Raw genomic sequence first — 17,037 nt, 5'->3', positions numbered from 1 at the left:
CTTATCGCGCAACCGCGGCCCGGCGCAGCCGGTCGTTGATCGCTTCGCCGAGGCCTTCCTCGGGAATCGTCATCACCGCGATCGTCCGCGTCCCCTTCGCATCCAGGCTGCGAAGATAGCCGAACAGATTGGCGGCGGCTTCATCGAGATCACCGGTGGGCGACAGATTCATGACGGCGGCTGCGGCCTCCATACCGGGCAGGCGCGCCGGTCCGAACCCCAGCAGCGCTTCGCCGGGCGCCACCTCCTGCGCGTTGAGCCGCACGGGAGCGCGCGGTGCGTAATGCGAGGCCAGCATGCCCGGCGCCAACGGTTGGCTGTCGTCGCTCTCGCCCTCGGCCGTCGGTCGCACTAGGCTCGCACCCAGCACCGCCTCGATCCGCTCGCGCGACAGCCCGCCGGGTCGCAGCAGCATCGCCGTCTCGAAGCAGCCGATAATGGTCGATTCGACGCCGACCGTCACAGGCCCGCCGTCGACGATCAGGTCGATCCGCCCCGATAAATCGCTTTCGACATGGGCGGCCAGCGTCGGCGAGACGTGACCGGAGATGTTGGCGGACGGCGCCACCACCGCCCCGCCAAAGGCGCGCAGGATCGCCTGCGCGACAGGATGGGCGGGAATGCGGATCGCGACCGTGTCGAGGCCGGCGGTGGCGAGATCCGCCACCGGGCAGCCCTCCGTCTTCGGCACCACCAGCGTCAGCGGCCCCGGCCAGAACGCCTCCGCAAGCTTCAACGCGCGCGCGTCGAACCGCCCGATCCGTTGCGCGGCCGAGAGGCCGGCGACATGCGCGATCAGCGGATTGAACGCCGGCCGCCCCTTGGCGGCGTAGAGGTGGGCGATCGCGGTGGCGTTGGCGGCATCGGCCCCGAGCCCGTAGACCGTCTCGGTCGGAAACGCGACCAGCCCGCCGGCCGCCAGGGTCCGGGCAGCGGCTTCCGCGCCGGCCACGCCGGCCGGTAAAATCAGCGTTTCAACACCCGTTTTCACAGGGACAAAATTCCTCATCTCGGCCGCTTGCGGTGCGTCAAACCCAACGCTATAAGCCGCCTTCTTGTCGGAGTGTGGCTCAGCCCGGTAGAGCACTGCGTTCGGGACGCAGGGGTCGCAGGTTCGAATCCTGCCACTCCGACCATCATTTCAAGTACTTATAGTTTCTATGTTTTTCGGGCGCAATGAAATGCGCAATGATTTGAGGCACGGCAGCCATGCCCGTCGATCTCAAGGCTTTCGCCAAGGGCGTCGAGGAGCAGATAAAGCAGATCCGGGACGATCTTGCGCCGCTAAGCCGGGAAAATGACAATCGGGGAACGCGAAGGAAACGGGCCTTGGCGGGACGTCACGCAGGACATGGTCAAGCACCACAAGTCCTCCCTCCGGACCTACGAGCTTATTCTGGCTGACCTCCGGGCACGAATAGCCCGCGGCGAATAGGGTTCAGCTCAGCGCTTTCCCCCAAACGCCTCTGCGGCCGCTTCCTGGAAATCTGGATGGTGATGGCCGTAGTTGGCCTCGAGCTGCTCCACAGTCATACCAAGCCAGCCAGCGGCTTCCCACATATCGACACCTGCCTGCATCAGCCAGGTGGCCGCGGTGTGGCGCAAGGAGTGGCGAACCACGTCATCGCCTAGCCCGGCATCCTCCAGGATCCCCTCCCAAGCCGATCTGATCTTGCCAGCAAGCGGCTGGCCATCGTGCATGCGGTTGACGACGAAGCGAATCTGATCGCCATCCTTCAAAAGGCCCGCCGCTCGCAGCTCGGACGAGCGCGTCTGGTCGATCTTCCGCCAACGGACCAAGTGAGGGCGTAGCCGGCTGGCAATCTTTGCGGGCGGGCGTCGCTTCTTGGTTGACCGTTCCAAAGCCCCCTTGCCCTGGTACACCATCGCGTCCAGATTCATCCAGGGATGGGTCGTTGTCGGCAGCCACTGTGTTCGGCGGATCGTCTCTTCGCGGCGGGCGCTGTACATGCCAACCAGAGTGAAGCGCGCAGCCGGATAGCGCCGACGGATAATCCATCGCTCACGTCTCATGAGCTTGCCATCTTCCCCGCGTTTCCAGGTGCCCCGCTCGTTGTCCCACACGTAGCCAATCGCAGCGCCGAGCAAGCGGGCGGCTTCATTGCGTGTCAACCATCGGTGACGCCCCTCCGCCTTTGATGGCAGAGTGATCTTTGGCACCACCCTAAGCGTGTGTTCCGCGTGATACGCGTTAATTGCAGCCCGCAAGTCCTCAAGTCGACGTCGCGCGGTCTGGTCCGAGACCGTACCGTGGCGGGGCTTGATGCCGGCTTTCCTGTTGTTGTCGTTCGGCGTGCCCGTAGACCAGTCTACGAAATCGCGACAAAGCTGAGCCTTGAGTTCGCCGACCGTCTTGTCGCCAAAGAAGTTATTGAGATCTAGCAAACGAATGAGCAGCAGGTCGTGCTGGGCCCATGCCCGCTGGTCACTTTTGTCCTTAGGACGTTTTGAAATTTCGTAAGCGGTGAGGACGTCAGCTATGGCGAGTACGCCGGGGTCGGTGGCGCCGATTGTGCTGGTATGCCGCTCGCCGATGTAGTTTTCGAGCGCCTTCGCAGCGCCGTCAATGTCGTCGCGGCCGCAGCCTGTGCGGATTTGCCGGCCACGGTCGAGGATGATCCAGATTTCATCATCCTCTCGGAACCAGAGGCGTGGGGGCTTGGCTTTACGGCCCGGCATGATGGCTTGACCAATTTGCGGATGGCGCGAGGTGTGGTCAAATCTTTGCCTGCCACTTTGGCGATTTCAAGAGTCCCAGCGGCTGCGGCCCTGCGCAACGAAGACAAAGTCAATGGACCGTGGGGAAAGAATACGACAGCGGCCTCGACGAGAGTCATCACTTCGTCCTCGTCCCATTGGGCAGGATCGGGCCGTGCTTTCGCGCGAGCGAGTTTGTCGATCTTGCGCTTTGGCATATCTTGAACGCGGTGCTCGTGAGTGCTCCAGGCCTTTGGATCGGCCGACGGGTTTCAAGGTGTACGCGAAATCTGCTCTTGGAAGCGCTGCATCTCGTTGATGCGGCAATCGGTGGCTTCCGAGTGCAAATCGGACAATCTCGGACTCTTAATCAGCGGGTCCCAGGTTCGGGCCCTCGTGCGCCCACCATAAAAGCCCTTCTCGATCAATCGCTTGGGCGAGCCGCTTTTCGAGAACAAAACGGGTCTCGTGCGAAATTATTTGGAATCGGACGTTACACGACCGGACCGGGTGTCGACCTTATCCTTTGTTTCTGTACCTTCACCCATTCGATACAGCGCGGAAATCCTATGGTACAGGCCGATCACGTGCTCGTCGTAGATTAGGATACAAGAGCGAGCAAAACGGGCAATCTGTTATGCCCGTCGCCGCAGGCTATTGATTTGCTCCAGTGTCCACCTGGCTATCAAAGGTCTGTCGTTCCGCCTCCGGCCGCAGCATGGCGGTGAGGTCGCAGACGCGGGCAGTCCCGGCGAGCAAATGAATCCACCCTCCGAGGGCACCATAAGCCCGCAATGTGCGTGGCGATCGGTTGCCACAGTCCGGGCCGTAAATTGTACGACGATCCTGTGGTCGCTTGTCAGGCGAGGGCTTGTAGGTGGCGATGTAGGGATGGGCGATGTCGTTCCGAGTCGGCCGACGGCGACTTTACCTGGATCGGCCTGGATACATCGAGCGGCAGTGCTCGCCGGCTGGAGACGTTGCGCACCGCGAGACCAGAGCGGATGCTCGCGACGCCGGCGATCCGGGATATGCGTGCAATCAGATTTTCGAGGTCGGAGACGTCGGACACAATGGCACGCAACAGATAATCCTGATCTCCGACCTTGAGATAGCAGTCCATGATTTCGGCGATGCGGCCGACTTCAGTAGCAAAGCCGTCGCGGACACTCTGCACGTGTTTTTCCAACGTCACCTGGATGAATGCCATGACGCGCAGGCCGACAATCTGCCGACGGTCTTCAAGTTTGACCAACAGTTTCTCGATTGGTGTGTATGACCACCAATGCTGGTAGGTCACTCGAGCCCGCACTCTCGCTAAAGTGCCCAGTACCCAGAGGCGAGGGGCCTCACGGGAAAGCCGGGTGGGTAGCCTTGTGATCCCCGAGGCTGACTACTGAGCCAGCGGCACGTGATAGGGACAGCGCCTTCCTTGCTCCAATGAGGGTGCCGAGTCACGTCGCCTCTGGCTGTCCGGCGAAGCGGATGCGGCAGAGATAGCGCATTTGTCGATCCTCCCCGGGTGGACATAGGCGCCGAGTCGCATCCGCGCTGCTTTCTGGTTGAACTCCACGAATCGGGTCCAGTTTTTACGCCTTACCGGCTGATGCGCCTGATGGAGCTTGGTAACGCATTTGACGCAACGGACACAATCGTCTTGGATACGAGAAACTTGCGTGGAGCCCGACCCGGTAAGCGGCGCGACGGTTCGAAAGCAACTGATGCGCGATCCGAATGGCCAGTCCCACACGGTCCACGAGCCGGGGAGCCCGTGAGGTCAATCAGTCATAAATGTCCAGTGGATTGGCTGCGCGCCAATCCGGCGCGTAGCCCCGAGCGGCTGCCGCTGATCGCAAGCGCGCCGAATGGCTATTGTCTGAGACGTAAACGTCGATATTGCTCTCGACGGCAAGCGGCCACATGGGCCGCTTTCCGTTTTGTAAATTGCCGCGCAGGTCCGTCAGCTTTCGGTAAGCCAGCCCCGATAAAGAATCGTTTGTTTAACGGGGGCGTGGCAGGGACAGCGCATGAGCTGAAGGACCACCATGTGCCGAGTTACGCTTCCGTTAAGCATTGCCGTTCGGATGCGGCAGGGATAGTGCCTCATGATGCTGCCCAGGCCGTCAAGCGCCGAGCGGCGTTCGCACAGCTTCCGACTCACGGGTTAGTTCTCATTCTGGCGATTTCGCTCGTCTTGCGAGCAATAAGCTCCTGATCAGTTTCTTGCCACCGTTAAAGGTGAGCTTGAGGCAGCTAGCTGGGCGGCAGGGACAGTGCGCTGCCCCTGCGTATCCGTGGGGTATAAGCGCCGAGTCAAGTTTTGCTATTCGGGCGGGGTAGGGACAGCGTCTGCTCCAGCGCAACAAACGACGTCGAGTCGCGCCCGCACTGCTTCCGATCACATCGCCAACACTCTGAACGGAAGGAGATTGCCTAGCTGAATCCCGTCCGCTGTTGCCTTGTTGCAATTGTGTGCGCCATCCGTGGCGACGACCACGCCGACAGCGTCGCCGATTCTTCAACGAGGTGCTCCTTCGCGGTCGCAATGGGGTGCTTTCTATTACGCTCCGTCTGGATTTACTCCGCCAACATTCTTGCGTCTCTCATGTGCGTTTGGCTTGTGATTCTTGTTTATGCGAGGCGCGCGTGTCTGGTCACCTGTGTCTCCAATTGTTTACGGCAAAGACTCAGCTTAGAGAGTCGCCGACGAGGATGGGACCGACCGATTTTGGTAGGTGCCCTGGGTACTTCTCGAAGATACAACATTGTAGCCCTTGAGAATTTGAGCCTCATGGGAGCAAAGGTGGCCAGCCCCAGTCTTCGTGACCGGGGTTGGCCACCAGCGCTTGCGACGCCATGCACACAGAGTAGCGCCAGGCCAACGAATGCATATGTTCGAGCGGCATGTCACGTCCCTGCGATCGCAAGCGCTTGCGGTGCTTGCAGCCAATCAGGCCCGTGCCGCCGATCAGTCGCTGGGACTATCAGATCGCAAGGCCGCCACATTTAACATCGAGGAAGTTCAGGCAATGCTAGCCATACTCGATTGCATGAATCCAAACATGCAGCCGAAGGAAGCACGGCAGATCGCTGCGCGCATACGCGCGGTTCTAGAGGCGCCACATGGGGTGGAGCCCGTTCGGGTAGCATGTTTTTGAGACCACAAGATGTGAGCTTCAGTAGGTGCCCGTCCGATCTTGAACGAGGAAGCTGAACTTGTCGAAACTTTAGCCTACCCCTTGAGGATCGAATGGACACCCATAAGAATGAGCCACTGACGCCGAAACGCCGTGGTGCCAAGCTTGATCGTAGGTGACCTGACGAAGGCTGCAGCGCGCTCCAGTTCAATATTTTCGGCGAAGGCCATCGCCAAGAGGTCAAGTGTTTCCGCCAGGAAGACGTGGAACGAGATCGCTCCACAAGACCTCTTTCATTTAAGCCAAATCTTGCCTGCCCCCTGCGCAGAAGTCGGAGCGTTGCGACGACAGCGCAGCACAGGTAAACAGATCGCAGCTGGGCCTAACTGAAGGTCATCGCCCCAAATTCGTCCGCGCCTGTACGGAAGGCTTTCAGCAGTTGCATGATGCGCTTTCGCGCTGAGCAGCGGATGTCCGCCGTGGTGCATTCCCGCAACCGCAGGAGTCCTATCGGCTTTCCAAAGGCGTCGGCGAGGCTATTGCAAACTGGCCCCGCCCAACTCAATTTAATATTGAGCTCGACATGCAAACAATCACGAGCGTCGCTGAACTTCGCCGCACTCTCACAAAATCCCGCAGTGCGATCAACGGGTCGGATTCGTGCCGACGATGGGCTATCCCCACGATGGCCACCTGGCGCTGATTGCGGCAAGCCATGCGAATGCGATGTGAGCGTCGTCACAGGAGGTCTATCCGAGCAATTTCGAAACCTTTGTTGAACCTGGCGACCTCGCGAGACCTCTGTGCGGAGCCTTGAGGCCTGGACATTTTCGCGGTTTCGCGACTGTCGTATGCAAATTGTTCAACATGGTGCAGCCCGACATCGTCTTTTGGCCAGAAGGATCGTCAGCATTGCACAGTCGTGCGTCGTATGGTGGTTGATCTCAATCTCCCTATCGAGATCATCACCGTACCAAACGGTTCGCGAAAAGGATGGGCTCGCCATGAGTAGTCGCAACCGCTATCTCAGCAAGAGAGAACGTCAGCAGGCCCTAGCGATCAACCAGGGACTATCCGCAGCGCTCGATGATTTTCGGTCGGGAGAGCGCAACGTAGAAAAGCTGATTGCGGCCGCAAAGGCGCATTTAGAGGGGGTTGACAGACTGCAGTATCGACGGTGACACGGCTCAAAGCCGCCGACAGTCCACTGCGGCTCCCCGCGATGCTATGTGCGGCCGCCTACGTTGGCTCAACGCGCTGATCGACAAGTAATCCTGGCGTTGCCAACTCGGTAGCGCAAGGCGTGGCCAAGCCGCGCACAGCTTAGTCAGCTGACAGAAACGTTCAGGCACTATTCTGAGAGGTGTATCGAGCTGGCAGCAGAGGGCGAGCTCCGAGAGGACTTTGTTCGGCGAGTAGCGAAGCGACATCGCGTGCCCACGGAATATGTAAGGCCGTGAACTGTGTGTCCGGCAACCCGCAAGTCTTGCGACGGAGATCACCGGCCAATTCGACAAACCTTGGTATAGTGCTTTGCAGCCGAGGCTATATCACCCACTTACCTTTGTAGAGTTGAGCACCGGTCAGATCGTTTGTACTTTCGACGTCGAACCTGGATCGTTCGGTCTGCGGGACAGTGCGAAGCCTGAACTAACGCCTTGCTAGAAGTCGTTGCGTTCCAATCAGTTGTTAAGACGAACATCTTGGTTCGAATCTTTGGCCGAGTGCACGCAAAAAGGGCAGGGACTTCGTAGCTGGGGCTCTAGCACAGTCGCCGCGTTGCCGATCATTGCCATAGTAAGTTGCTGGCAAATTTACATCCCACTCCGGAAATACGAGTCGACATGGCATTTACCGCGCTTTTCATCAAACGTCCGGTATTGTCAATCGTCGTCAGTCTCCTGATCTTGCTGATCGGCTTGCGCGCCGCCACCCTACTGCCGATCCGGCAATATCCGAAGCTATCCAATACGGTCATCAATATCACGACTGTCTATCCTGGCGCCTCTGCCGACACGATCCAGGGGTTCATCACCACTCCCCTGGAGCAAGCAGTCGCGTCCGCCGAAGGCGTCGACTACATCAGTTCCTCGTCTGTGCTTGGTGCCTCGACGATCCAAGTCTACATCAAGCTGAATTTCGATCCAAACGAAGCGCTCACGGAGGTGCTCTCGAAGGTCAACTCAGTCAGATACCTAATCCCGAAGGAATCAAACGATCCGGTGGTCACGAAGTCGAGCGGTCAGACCACTGCTGTTATGTATATCGCTTTCTCCAGCGAGGAGCTGGCGGCCAGCGCGATAACCGACTACCTCTCGCGGGTCGTGCAACCGGTTATCTCAACCGTCGACGGGGTTGCAGCGGCAGACATCCTGGGCGGCCAGAGTTTTGCAATGCGGCTATGGCTCGATCCTGCGAAAATGGCTGGGCATGGCGTGTCGCCGGCTGAGGTTTCGGCTGCAATCGCCGCCAATAACTTCCAGGCCGCGGCGGGCCAGGCCAAGGGCTATTTCACTATCTCCGATGTCACGGCAAATACGGATCTGCGGAGTGTGGATGATTTCAAGCGGATGATCGTCAAAGCCAATGACGGTGGCTTTGTGCGCATGGAAGACATTGCAGTAGTCGAGCTTGCCGCGCAGACGACAGACACTAGCGTCGCGATGAACGGCGAGCACGCGGTCTTCATCGGCGTGCAGGCGAGCCCGCAAGGCAATCCGCTAAACATAGTGCGAGGCGTCCGAGCGCTGTTTCCAGAAATGGAGCGTAACCTGCCGCCGTCGCTGAGGATGAAAGTGGCCTACGACTCCACCCAGTTTATTCAATCATCGATCGATGAAGTGGAGAAGACGCTCATCGAGGCTGTCGTGGTCGTGGTGATCGTGATCTTTCTGTTCCTGGCCTCGCTGCGGTCGGTCATCATTCCTGTAGTCACTATTCCGTTGTCGCTCGTGGGTGTCTGCAGCATGATGCTCGCGCTGGGGTTTTCATTCAATCTCCTGACTCTCCTTGCGATGGTTCTCGCGATCGGTCTCGTGGTCGACGACGCGATCGTGGTGGTGGAGAACATTCATCGCCATTTAGAAGAAGGTGCGACGCCCCTACTGGCTGCTACAAGGGGCGCGCGCGAGATCGTCGGTCCCGTTATCTCCATGACGATCACCTTGGCTGCGGTATATGCACCGATCGGGTTTCTCGGCGGCCTCACCGGTGCGCTGTTCCGCGAATTCGCGTTTACGCTGGCGGGAGCTGTGATCGTGTCGGGCGTGATCGCTTTGACGCTGTCGCCCATGATGTGCTCGCTCTTCCTGAGGCGCGCCGAGGGGGGGCGATTTGCAAGGCTTGTGAACCGCGGGTTCGGCGCCATAACACGATGGTACGGCCGCAAGCTCGACCGCTCGCTCGACTATCGCCCAATTACCGGCCTATTTGCGCTGACCATGTTAGGCCTTGTCGGTTTTCTCTATATGAATATTTCCAAGGAGCTGGCGCCGGAGGAGGATCAAGGTATCGTATTCGCGCTAACGAAGGCGCCGAAATACGCCAATATCGACTACCTCGACTATTACGGCACCAAACTTGAAAATGCGTTCAAGAAATTTCCAGAGAGTGACTTGAGCTTCGTGCTCAATGGCATCAGCGGCCAGCAGAGTGGGATGGCCGGCATGTTGCTCAAGCCGTGGAACGAGCGCACGCGATCATCGATTGTACTAAAATCCCTTGTTCAAGCCGAGCTGTCCAAAATCGAAGGCATTAACGCGTTTGCCTTTAGCTTGCCTCCGCTTCCGGGCGGTTCGGGTGGCCTACCGGTGCAGATGGTGATTAATTCGACGGTTGGCTTCCAATCCGTTTACGAGCAGATGTCGAAGCTGAAGGAAGTCGCGCGCAAGAGCGGTCTGTTCATGGTGAGCGACTCCGACCTCGAGTTCAACCAGCCGGTGGCACGAATTAAGGTTGATCGGTCCAAAGCCAACGAGCTTGGCATCACCATGCAGACTATCGGTAGCGCGCTCGCCACTTTACTTGGCGGAAACTACGTCAATCGCTTCAATTTGCAGGGTCGTTCCTACCAGGTGATCCCGCAGGTCCCACGTCAGGAACGCCTGGCGCCGCAAGCAATCGGGAGCTATTATGTGAAGACTGCGACGGGCTCGATGCTCCCGCTCTCTACCGTAGTCTCCATCGAGACTGCGACCGATCCGAACGCTCTCACCCACTACAATCAGCTCAACTGCGCGACCTTTCAGGCCGTGCCGATGCCTGGCGTCACGATCGGTCAGGCTGTGGACTTCCTGGAAGCCGAGGCAAAGAAACTGCCCGCAGGCTTCAGCCACGACTTTCTGGCCGACGCCCGCCAATACGTGTACGAGGGTAACCAACTGGCGATTACCTTTGCATTTGCAATCATCATCATATTCTTGGTGCTTGCGGCGCAGTTCGAAAGTCTGCGCGATCCCCTCATCATCATGATCAGCGTACCGATGGCAATCGTGGGTGCCTTGATCCCGCCATTTTTTGGCTGGGCCACTATGAACATCTACACCCAGGTCGGACTGTTGACGCTGGTTGGGTTGATTTCCAAGCACGGCATCCTGATGGTTGAGTTCGCCAATGAGCTGCAGCTCAAGGAGAGACTTGACCGTCGCTCGGCTATAGAGATGGCGGCGCGCGTCCGACTGCGTCCAATCTTGATGACTACGGCGGCAATGGTCACGGGCTTCATACCCTTGTTGACTGCAACTGGAGCTGGCGCCGCGAGCCGCTTCTCGATTGGGCTCGTGCTCGTCGCTGGCATGACTGTCGGCACGCTGTTCACGCTTTTCGTGCTGCCGGCGGTCTATGTCGTGTTCGCGTCCGACCACCGCGCCGATGCGAGCTCCGGCCGCGCGAAGAACGCCGCGGCGTTCGGCCTCACCGGCGCGGCTGATTCCCAGCTGGCCAAGCAATGACGATGAATTCAATCCAGGTTCGCTCTGTGGCAAGCGAGGGAGCCTGCGATCGCTTCACGCTCCGTTACGCATTGAGATCTTCACGCCGTGGTGCCGAGCTTGGCGGCTATCGGGGGCTCGGAAGAACACATCGGTGATCCCCGGCTGCTCCGCTAAGGTGTATTGCACCGTGCATTTCAAGGCAGCGGAATGCCCAAGCTCGACATCGCCGGGGGAGAAGGGAATTGATCCTCGCCTGACAAAAGGTGCGTTGCTATTTATCCCAGGGCTCTTGAAGGAGAATTGTTTGCTTCCGTCTAACCGCGTCGCGTTGCTAGCTGAAAAATGATGGCGCTGAACCGCTTAGGGGTCGAGACGAGTTCAATTCCCTGGGAACGGCCCCGTACCCATGACCGACGCACTTACGGCTTTCGATACGAGGACCATTGATCGACAAGCCGAGAAACAAGCCGACGCGTTTTGGCTGAATGATCGTTGCCGGGTACCGGGAAGTGCAGCACAGTTTGCGTTGCACGATCGAAGTCGAGAACAAGAGCGACTGCTGAACGCAAAAACGGCCGCTGTCATTGTGAAGACGGGCGGAGCTGCTAAGCGAATGATCAGAATCTGCCGCAACCCGATGACCAATGGCCGCGCTGGCTCCCCGACGTGTGACCCGACGCCCTCCGGAGTGGGAAAATTAAGGAAATGCCTGAGTTTGATGCTGCTATCTGGTTTCTGGCCGCAACGACGTTTTTTGCTGCGTTTGTAAATGGAGCCATTGGCTACGGCTTTTCGTCGCTCACTGTACCCTTTGCGTTAGTTTTCTACACCAATCGCATTCTCAACCCCGCCATTGTCATCATCGAGGTCTTCGTCAACGGGTTGGCGCCGCCCTATCGGAGCAAGCTGGCTGATCGGCCTGCCGTTCGGGTGGATGCTGGGCGCTCTCTGTTCGCTGACGACAATCTCCGGGCCTCCCATAGCGATGCTGTTTAACAACCAGGGCTTGGTCAAACACGAATTTCGCCCCGGCCTAGCGCTGGTTCGCGTGGTGGAATCGAGCGTTACCGCCTTCGTCTACTATCAGCTCGGCTTGTTCATTTACGAAAGCGGCAGCTTGCTCTATGTTTTTGTACCGAGTGTCATGCTTGGCGTCCCGCTGGGGTCCTACGTCATTCGCCGGCTTGATCCGGAGATATTCCGACGCATCTGTATGAGCTTTGATGCTTGGATCGTGGGCTTCGGTTTGTCACGGGTGCTGATTGAGGTCGATCTAGTGCAGAGCGCCTGGGCTTATAGCGTGATGGCGGCGGCGATACTGATCGATCTCTGCCTGCTATACTTGTTCTTTACAACGCACAATCCAATCTGGTCAAAGCGACGGTCTCGGCGAACTGCGGATATAGGCGCTTGAACGATGCCGGCGGGCAACTCGGTATCGAATGAGCGCGCGTCCTGGACCTGATCGACGCCGCCCTCTTCGGCGGCGATAATGATGGCATGCAAATCTGGTTGATTGCTCCAGACTTCCCAGCCCACCGGTGCCAGGAATCCGGGATCGCAGGACACCCCTGAACTGTTGGAGGCTGATGTTGCCGCCATGCCACTCGAAATGGCTGTTCCCGGCGGTGGCCCAGAACAAACGAACTTAGGCCCAATGGCGGGAACCATCTGGCGGCCGGAAACCAGGACGAACGAATATCAAAAGCATCGGGGCCGACATTGGCCGCTTGCGCGTGGTAGCGGGGCTCGTTGTAGTGATCTCGCGAGACAGCGCCGCCACTCGTGATGAGAGCTTCCGATTGTGCAAAGTTGTCGGAAAAACTACGGCCGTGTTAGCCCCAACTACATAGAGGCGTGGGGCGCCGTCGGCTTTGTAGGCGTTGCGACAAGCCATACTGAGTGTTGCGATCCAGCTGTCGCAGACAAGCAAAAACTATCGCCCTCGTATGGCCAGCTCATCCGGGAGAGATTGGCCGAAACACCGCCATCCCCAGGGGCTCGAGGATCACCCCCTTGTCGCTCTCCGTGTGACGACGCAGTTCAGTATTCGTGACGGCATCGCATTTGCAGGGATGAAGGACGTCAACTGAGGCCATCATCGTCGAGCCGCGCGTCGCTCGCAGGCGACGCACGCAGGATGAGGGGCGCCGCGCCCGCGAGTCCGTTCTCTCAGGAGCGTCCGTGATACCATGTGCCAATTTGTCTGCCGGCCTGCTTGGGACACGCCTGACATTTTTTGTGGCCGGATTCGGCCTCGCGGCCTGGGCGCCTTTGGTGCCACTAGCCAAGGAGCGGCTCGCGGCGGATGACCGCATGCTTGGTCTACTGCTGCTCTGTCTCGGAACGGGATCCGTCGTCGCGATGCTTTTGACCAGCGTGTTGAATTCGCGTTACGGCAGCAAGCCCATTATCCTCGCGGGTGGACTTGGACTCGCGATCATCCTGCCGTGCCTTGCAATTTCCGACACACCTGTAAGGCTCGGTGCCACGCTATTTGCTTTCGGCGTTTCACTCGGCTCGATCGATGTAGCCATGAACATCCATGCGATTGAACTGGAGCGCGCCACGGGCCGTCTATTGATGTCCGGCTTCCACGCCCGGTACAGCATTGGGGAAGTCACCGGCTCTGCCGCGGTCACGTTGTTCGTCTCGCTGCAGTGTGGCTCGCTTCTCTCGACGCTGGTCTGTTCGGCGTTAGTAACGATCGCGATTGTGACGGCCTGGCCGAGGTTGCTGGCGACGGGTTCGAGACAGCAGGGGCCATTATTTGTCTTGCCCCACCGCAGTGTGTTGCTCATAGCGGTGCTCGCGGGTATCACCTTTCTTGTAGAAGGTGCAATGCTCGATTGGAGCGCTTTGCTTCTCGTTGAACGAGATCTTCTAGCGGAGGCGCACGGGGGCATTGGTTATATGCTCTTCTCAATCGCCATGGCCGCAGGGCGTCTCAGCGGAGATGCCGTGGTGGCGCGAATCGGCGACCGTGCCACATTGATGCTCGGGACTGTGCTAATGGTAACAGGCTTCTTGGCCGTGGTGGCCGCGCGCGTTGCGTTGATTGCTATGGCAGGGTTCCTGCTTATCGGATTGGGTATTTCAAATGTTGTCCCCGTACTGTGTCGACGCGCCGGCAAACAGAACGTGATGCCAGCAGGCATAGCGATCGCGGTCATCACCACAGGCGGCTACGCGGGTATACTCGTCGGGCCGGCCGGCATCGGGCTCATCGCACACATCTTTGGCTTGCCCATGGCGTTCGGGATGTTAGGCGCGCTCATGTCGATCGTGATGCTGTCGGCGAGGATGATGACCGACCATCGCTAAGGCATTGGTCAAGAGGAAGGGAGCGCAGCTTCCGGCTAGTGATCGTCCGTCGGCGTTTGAGATTTAAAGTCGATGAGCTCTCAAGTGCTGGCAGTACGTCTCGATCATGATCATTCTCCTTTTCCTGCAAGTCGGCAGGGGTTCTTGGCGGCGAGCTGAGGGCAGTTGTTGACAATGAAGGTTCGTCAACTTGCGAAGCAAGATTGATCGTTACGAGAGCGGCGTGTCTGCTAGGCCGGACGTTCACCGCCGGTTGATCGTAGGATCGCCCCCTTATCTGGGAACAAGCGAATCACTCTGGTGCCGTCCGTCGCTGTCAGCCCGATAGGCCCGGTATGCCAGCTGAATGCCATCCTTTAGCGAAGTCGTAGCGCGCCAGCCGAGCCCGGACAGCCGACGCACGTCGAGCAGCTTGCGCGGCGTGCCGTCCGGGCGCGACGTATCGAAGCTGATCTCACCTCGAAAGCCGACGGCGGCCGCCACCATGAGTGCGAAGTCGGCGATGCTGATGTCCTCGCCGCTACCGATATTGACCAGTTCCGACGAGGAATAGGTCTTCATCAGATGGATGCAGGCATCGGCGAGATCATCGACATAGAGGAATTCGCGGCGCGGCGTGCCGGTGCCCCACACCACGACGTTGCGGCTGCCCGAAATCTTGGCCTCGTGGAAGCGGCGGATCAGCGCGGCGACGACGTGGCTGTATTCGGGGTGATAATTGTCCCCGGGGCCGTAGAGATTAGTCGGCATCACGCTGATGAAATCGGCGCCGTACTGACTGCGATAGGCCTCGGCCATCTTGATGCCGGCGATCTTGGCGATGGCATAGGGTTCGTTGGTCGGTTCCAGCGGGCCGGTCAATATCAAATCCTCTCGCAGCGGCTGCGGCGCCAAGCGCGGATAGATGCAGGAGGAGCCGAAGAACATCAGCTTCTCGCACCCATTGGCATGCGCCGCCTGGATCACGTTGCTCGATATCGCCAGATTGTCGTGGAGAAACTCGGCGCGCAGCGCGTTGTTAGCGACGATGCCGCCGACCTTGGCGGCGGCGAGGAACACGGCTTGCGGCCGCTTCGCGGCAAACCAGGCGTTCACCGCGGCCTGGTCGCGCAAGTCGAGCTCGCTGCGCGGCACCGTCAAGAGATCGGCCTGTTCGCGTGCTAGCCGGCGCATCAGCGCCGCGCCGACCATGCCGCGATGGCCCGCAACGAAAACCGTCTTACCCTTCAGTTCAAACGCTGTGCTTGCCATTGGTCGCATCCTGCATGGCTTCGACGAGATCGCTGGCGACCATTTCCTTCACCAGTTGCGAGAACGGCGTCTTCGGAGCCCAGCCGAGCTGCACGCGCGCCTTGCTGGCGTCACCGATCAAGAGATCAACCTCGGTCGGACGGAAATAGGTGGGATCGATCTGCACCAGGGTCTTGCCGGAGGCCTTGTCCACGCCGACCTCCTCGACCCCCCTGCCGCGCCATTCGATGCTGCGCCCGACCTCGGCAAACGCCACCTCGACGAACTCGCGGACCGACCGCGTCTCGCCGGTCGCGAGCACGAAGTCGCCGGGCTCGTCGACCTGCAGGATCCTGTGCATGCCATCGACATAGTCGCGGGCATGACCCCAGTCGCGCTTGGCGTCCAGATTGCCGAGATAGAGCGTGTTATCGAGGCCGACCTCGATGCGGGCGACGGCGCGCGTGATCTTGCGCGACACGAAGGTCTCGCCGCGGGTCGGGCTCTCATGGTTGAAAAGGATGCCGTTGCTGGCGAAAATGCCATAGGCCTCACGGTAGTTCACCGTGATCCAGTAGCCATAAAGCTTGGCGACGCCATAGGGCGAGCGCGGATAGAATGGCGTGGTTTCCTTCTGCGGCACCTCTTGCACGAGCCCGTAAAGCTCCGAGGTAGAGGCCTGGTAGAACCGCGTCTCCTTTTCCATGCCGAGGATGCGGATCGCTTCCAAAAGGCGCAGAACGCCGATTGCGTCGGCGTTGGCGGTGTATTCCGGGCTCTCGAAACTGACCTGGACGTGGCTCTGGGCGGCCAGGTTATAGATCTCGGTCGGCCGGATCTGCTGCACCAGCCGGATCAGATTGGTCGAATCCGTCATGTCGCCATAGTGCATCAGGAACGGCACGCTGCCGGCATGCGGATCCTGGTAGAGATGATCGACGCGCGCGGTGTTGAACGAGGACGATCGGCGCTTGATCCCGTGCACGTCGTAGCCGAGACCGAGCAAATACTCGGCGAGATATGCTCCGTCCTGCCCGGTGACGCCGGTGATCAGCGCAACGCGCCGCTTTGAGTCTTGAGCCGTCATGGTCTCTCGTAGTTGCGCCGGAAAGAAAGCCCTGTGAAACGCTAGTGGGAGCCGTTTCTCGGCAACGCCTAGATGAGCAAGCCCGCGCCACCCGCAATTTGAGGAAAGCGATCGTTAGGTCCAGTCATACACATCATGTAGGAAAGCACACTATATACATTGATTTAGATTGGACTGGAGTGTGCCAACGCATTGATCTTCAAAACATCGAATTCAACTAACGCTCGCATCTTGGCTTATATCCGCGATGTTCCTAAGCAGGCGAGAGGATGCGATCGCCGTTGCAAGCGCAAGGGCGCGCTTGTCCGGGCTATATCTCCAACGAGATAGAAGCCGAGGATCTGTGTTCCTATCTATCCTCAGGCGCAAGTACGCATACGCGTGGTCTCGTCACGGCTTGGGAGACGACGAGCTGAGGCCGCAGTCATCGATGCATTTGCCGGATGAGGAGATGCAAGCAAGCGCACGGTCAAGCCTCACGTCAATTTCTTAGTCTAGAAAGCACCCCTACCGTTAACTTCCGGACAGAACACCCGGTCTTGACGGTCGATGCATCGCCTGTGATCAGCGCTCTTGCCAATATCAAGCTCGCGGCAGGCAGTGGAGAAGA

The 17,037-nt window shown here is 59.1% G+C and carries 10 protein-coding genes, 1 tRNA gene and 2 pseudogenes; 8 read left to right on the top strand and 5 right to left on the bottom strand.

The genetic code is table 11. The features are described from left to right. Window position 1: 1 nt before the first annotated feature. Window positions 2-991: an L-threonylcarbamoyladenylate synthase gene (locus tag XH84_RS00460; RefSeq protein WP_164935897.1), complete on the bottom strand. Its 990-nt coding sequence runs from the start codon at window positions 989-991 to the stop codon at window positions 2-4. 68 nt (window positions 992-1,059) lie between these two features. On the opposite strand from XH84_RS00460, the gene XH84_RS00455 reads away from it, so the two are divergent. Further along, window positions 1,060-1,136, top strand: a tRNA-Pro gene (locus tag XH84_RS00455). A gap of 307 nt (window positions 1,137-1,443) precedes the next feature. On the opposite strand, the gene XH84_RS00450 is transcribed toward XH84_RS00455, so the two are convergent. Next, window positions 1,444-2,700 carry a site-specific integrase gene (locus XH84_RS00450; protein ID WP_128947995.1) on the bottom strand — a complete coding sequence of 419 codons (1,257 nt, stop codon included), beginning with the start codon at window positions 2,698-2,700 and terminating at the stop codon, window positions 1,444-1,446. 877 nt (window positions 2,701-3,577) lie between these two features. Then, window positions 3,578-3,973, bottom strand: coding sequence for an Lrp/AsnC family transcriptional regulator (locus tag XH84_RS00445; RefSeq protein WP_128947994.1), 396 nt, complete (start codon window positions 3,971-3,973; stop codon window positions 3,578-3,580). Between the two features lie 2,258 nt (window positions 3,974-6,231). On the opposite strand from XH84_RS00445, the pseudogene XH84_RS40505 reads away from it, so the two are divergent. From XH84_RS40505 to XH84_RS00415, 7 genes and pseudogenes are all read left to right on the top strand, one after another. Then, window positions 6,232-6,405 (top strand): annotated as a pseudogene (locus tag XH84_RS40505) (3-methyl-2-oxobutanoate hydroxymethyltransferase); the annotation flags it as partial. 119 nt (window positions 6,406-6,524) lie between these two features. Continuing rightward, a pseudogene (locus XH84_RS41760) lies at window positions 6,525-6,867 on the top strand (pantoate--beta-alanine ligase). Further along, entirely contained in the window at window positions 6,860-7,036 is a 177-nt protein-coding gene (locus tag XH84_RS41755; protein WP_430641862.1) for a pantoate--beta-alanine ligase, read from the top strand. Before XH84_RS41760 ends, XH84_RS41755 begins: the two are co-directional and overlap by 8 nt. A gap of 663 nt (window positions 7,037-7,699) precedes the next feature. Then, a complete protein-coding gene (locus XH84_RS00425; RefSeq protein WP_128947992.1) occupies window positions 7,700-10,804 on the top strand; it encodes an efflux RND transporter permease subunit in 3,105 nt (1,034 codons plus the stop codon). A 687-nt stretch (window positions 10,805-11,491) separates the two neighbouring features. Continuing rightward, complete coding sequence (locus XH84_RS40500) at window positions 11,492-11,782, top strand: hypothetical protein (protein ID WP_245471563.1); 291 nt, start codon at window positions 11,492-11,494, stop codon at window positions 11,780-11,782. After that, window positions 11,721-12,200 carry a hypothetical protein gene (locus XH84_RS00420; protein WP_245471562.1) on the top strand — a complete coding sequence of 160 codons (480 nt, stop codon included), beginning with the start codon at window positions 11,721-11,723 and terminating at the stop codon, window positions 12,198-12,200. Before XH84_RS40500 ends, XH84_RS00420 begins: the two co-directional genes overlap by 62 nt. 773 nt (window positions 12,201-12,973) lie before the next feature. After that, entirely contained in the window at window positions 12,974-14,110 is a 1,137-nt protein-coding gene (locus XH84_RS00415) for an MFS transporter (protein WP_430641864.1), read from the top strand. A gap of 273 nt (window positions 14,111-14,383) precedes the next feature. Here XH84_RS00415 and XH84_RS00410 read toward each other — a convergent pair whose 3' ends face one another. After that, a complete protein-coding gene (locus XH84_RS00410; protein ID WP_208757030.1) occupies window positions 14,384-15,361 on the bottom strand; it encodes a GDP-L-fucose synthase family protein in 978 nt (325 codons plus the stop codon). After that, a complete protein-coding gene (gene gmd, locus XH84_RS00405; protein WP_128947989.1) occupies window positions 15,342-16,427 on the bottom strand; it encodes a GDP-mannose 4,6-dehydratase in 1,086 nt (361 codons plus the stop codon). The genes XH84_RS00410 and gmd overlap by 20 nt, the downstream gene beginning before the upstream one ends. Between the last annotated feature and the right edge of the window lie 610 nt (window positions 16,428-17,037).

Source organism: Bradyrhizobium nanningense, assembly GCF_004114535.1.
Taxonomy (GTDB): Bacteria; Pseudomonadota; Alphaproteobacteria; order Rhizobiales; family Xanthobacteraceae; genus Bradyrhizobium; species Bradyrhizobium nanningense.
This window is presented reverse-complemented; position numbering and strand designations above follow the sequence as displayed.

Coding starts and splice junctions, on each gene's coding strand:
- XH84_RS00450 (WP_128947995.1), bottom strand. CDS start 2,700: ATGCCGGGCCGTAAAGCCAAGCCCCCACGCCTCTGGTTCCGAGAGGAT.
- XH84_RS41755 (WP_430641862.1), top strand. CDS start 6,860: ATGAGTAGTCGCAACCGCTATCTCAGCAAGAGAGAACGTCAGCAGGCC.
- XH84_RS00425 (WP_128947992.1), top strand. CDS start 7,700: ATGGCATTTACCGCGCTTTTCATCAAACGTCCGGTATTGTCAATCGTC.
- XH84_RS40500 (WP_245471563.1), top strand. CDS start 11,492: ATGCCTGAGTTTGATGCTGCTATCTGGTTTCTGGCCGCAACGACGTTT.
- XH84_RS00420 (WP_245471562.1), top strand. CDS start 11,721: ATGCTGGGCGCTCTCTGTTCGCTGACGACAATCTCCGGGCCTCCCATA.
- XH84_RS00410 (WP_208757030.1), bottom strand. CDS start 15,361: ATGGCAAGCACAGCGTTTGAACTGAAGGGTAAGACGGTTTTCGTTGCG.
- gmd (WP_128947989.1), bottom strand. CDS start 16,427: ATGACGGCTCAAGACTCAAAGCGGCGCGTTGCGCTGATCACCGGCGTC.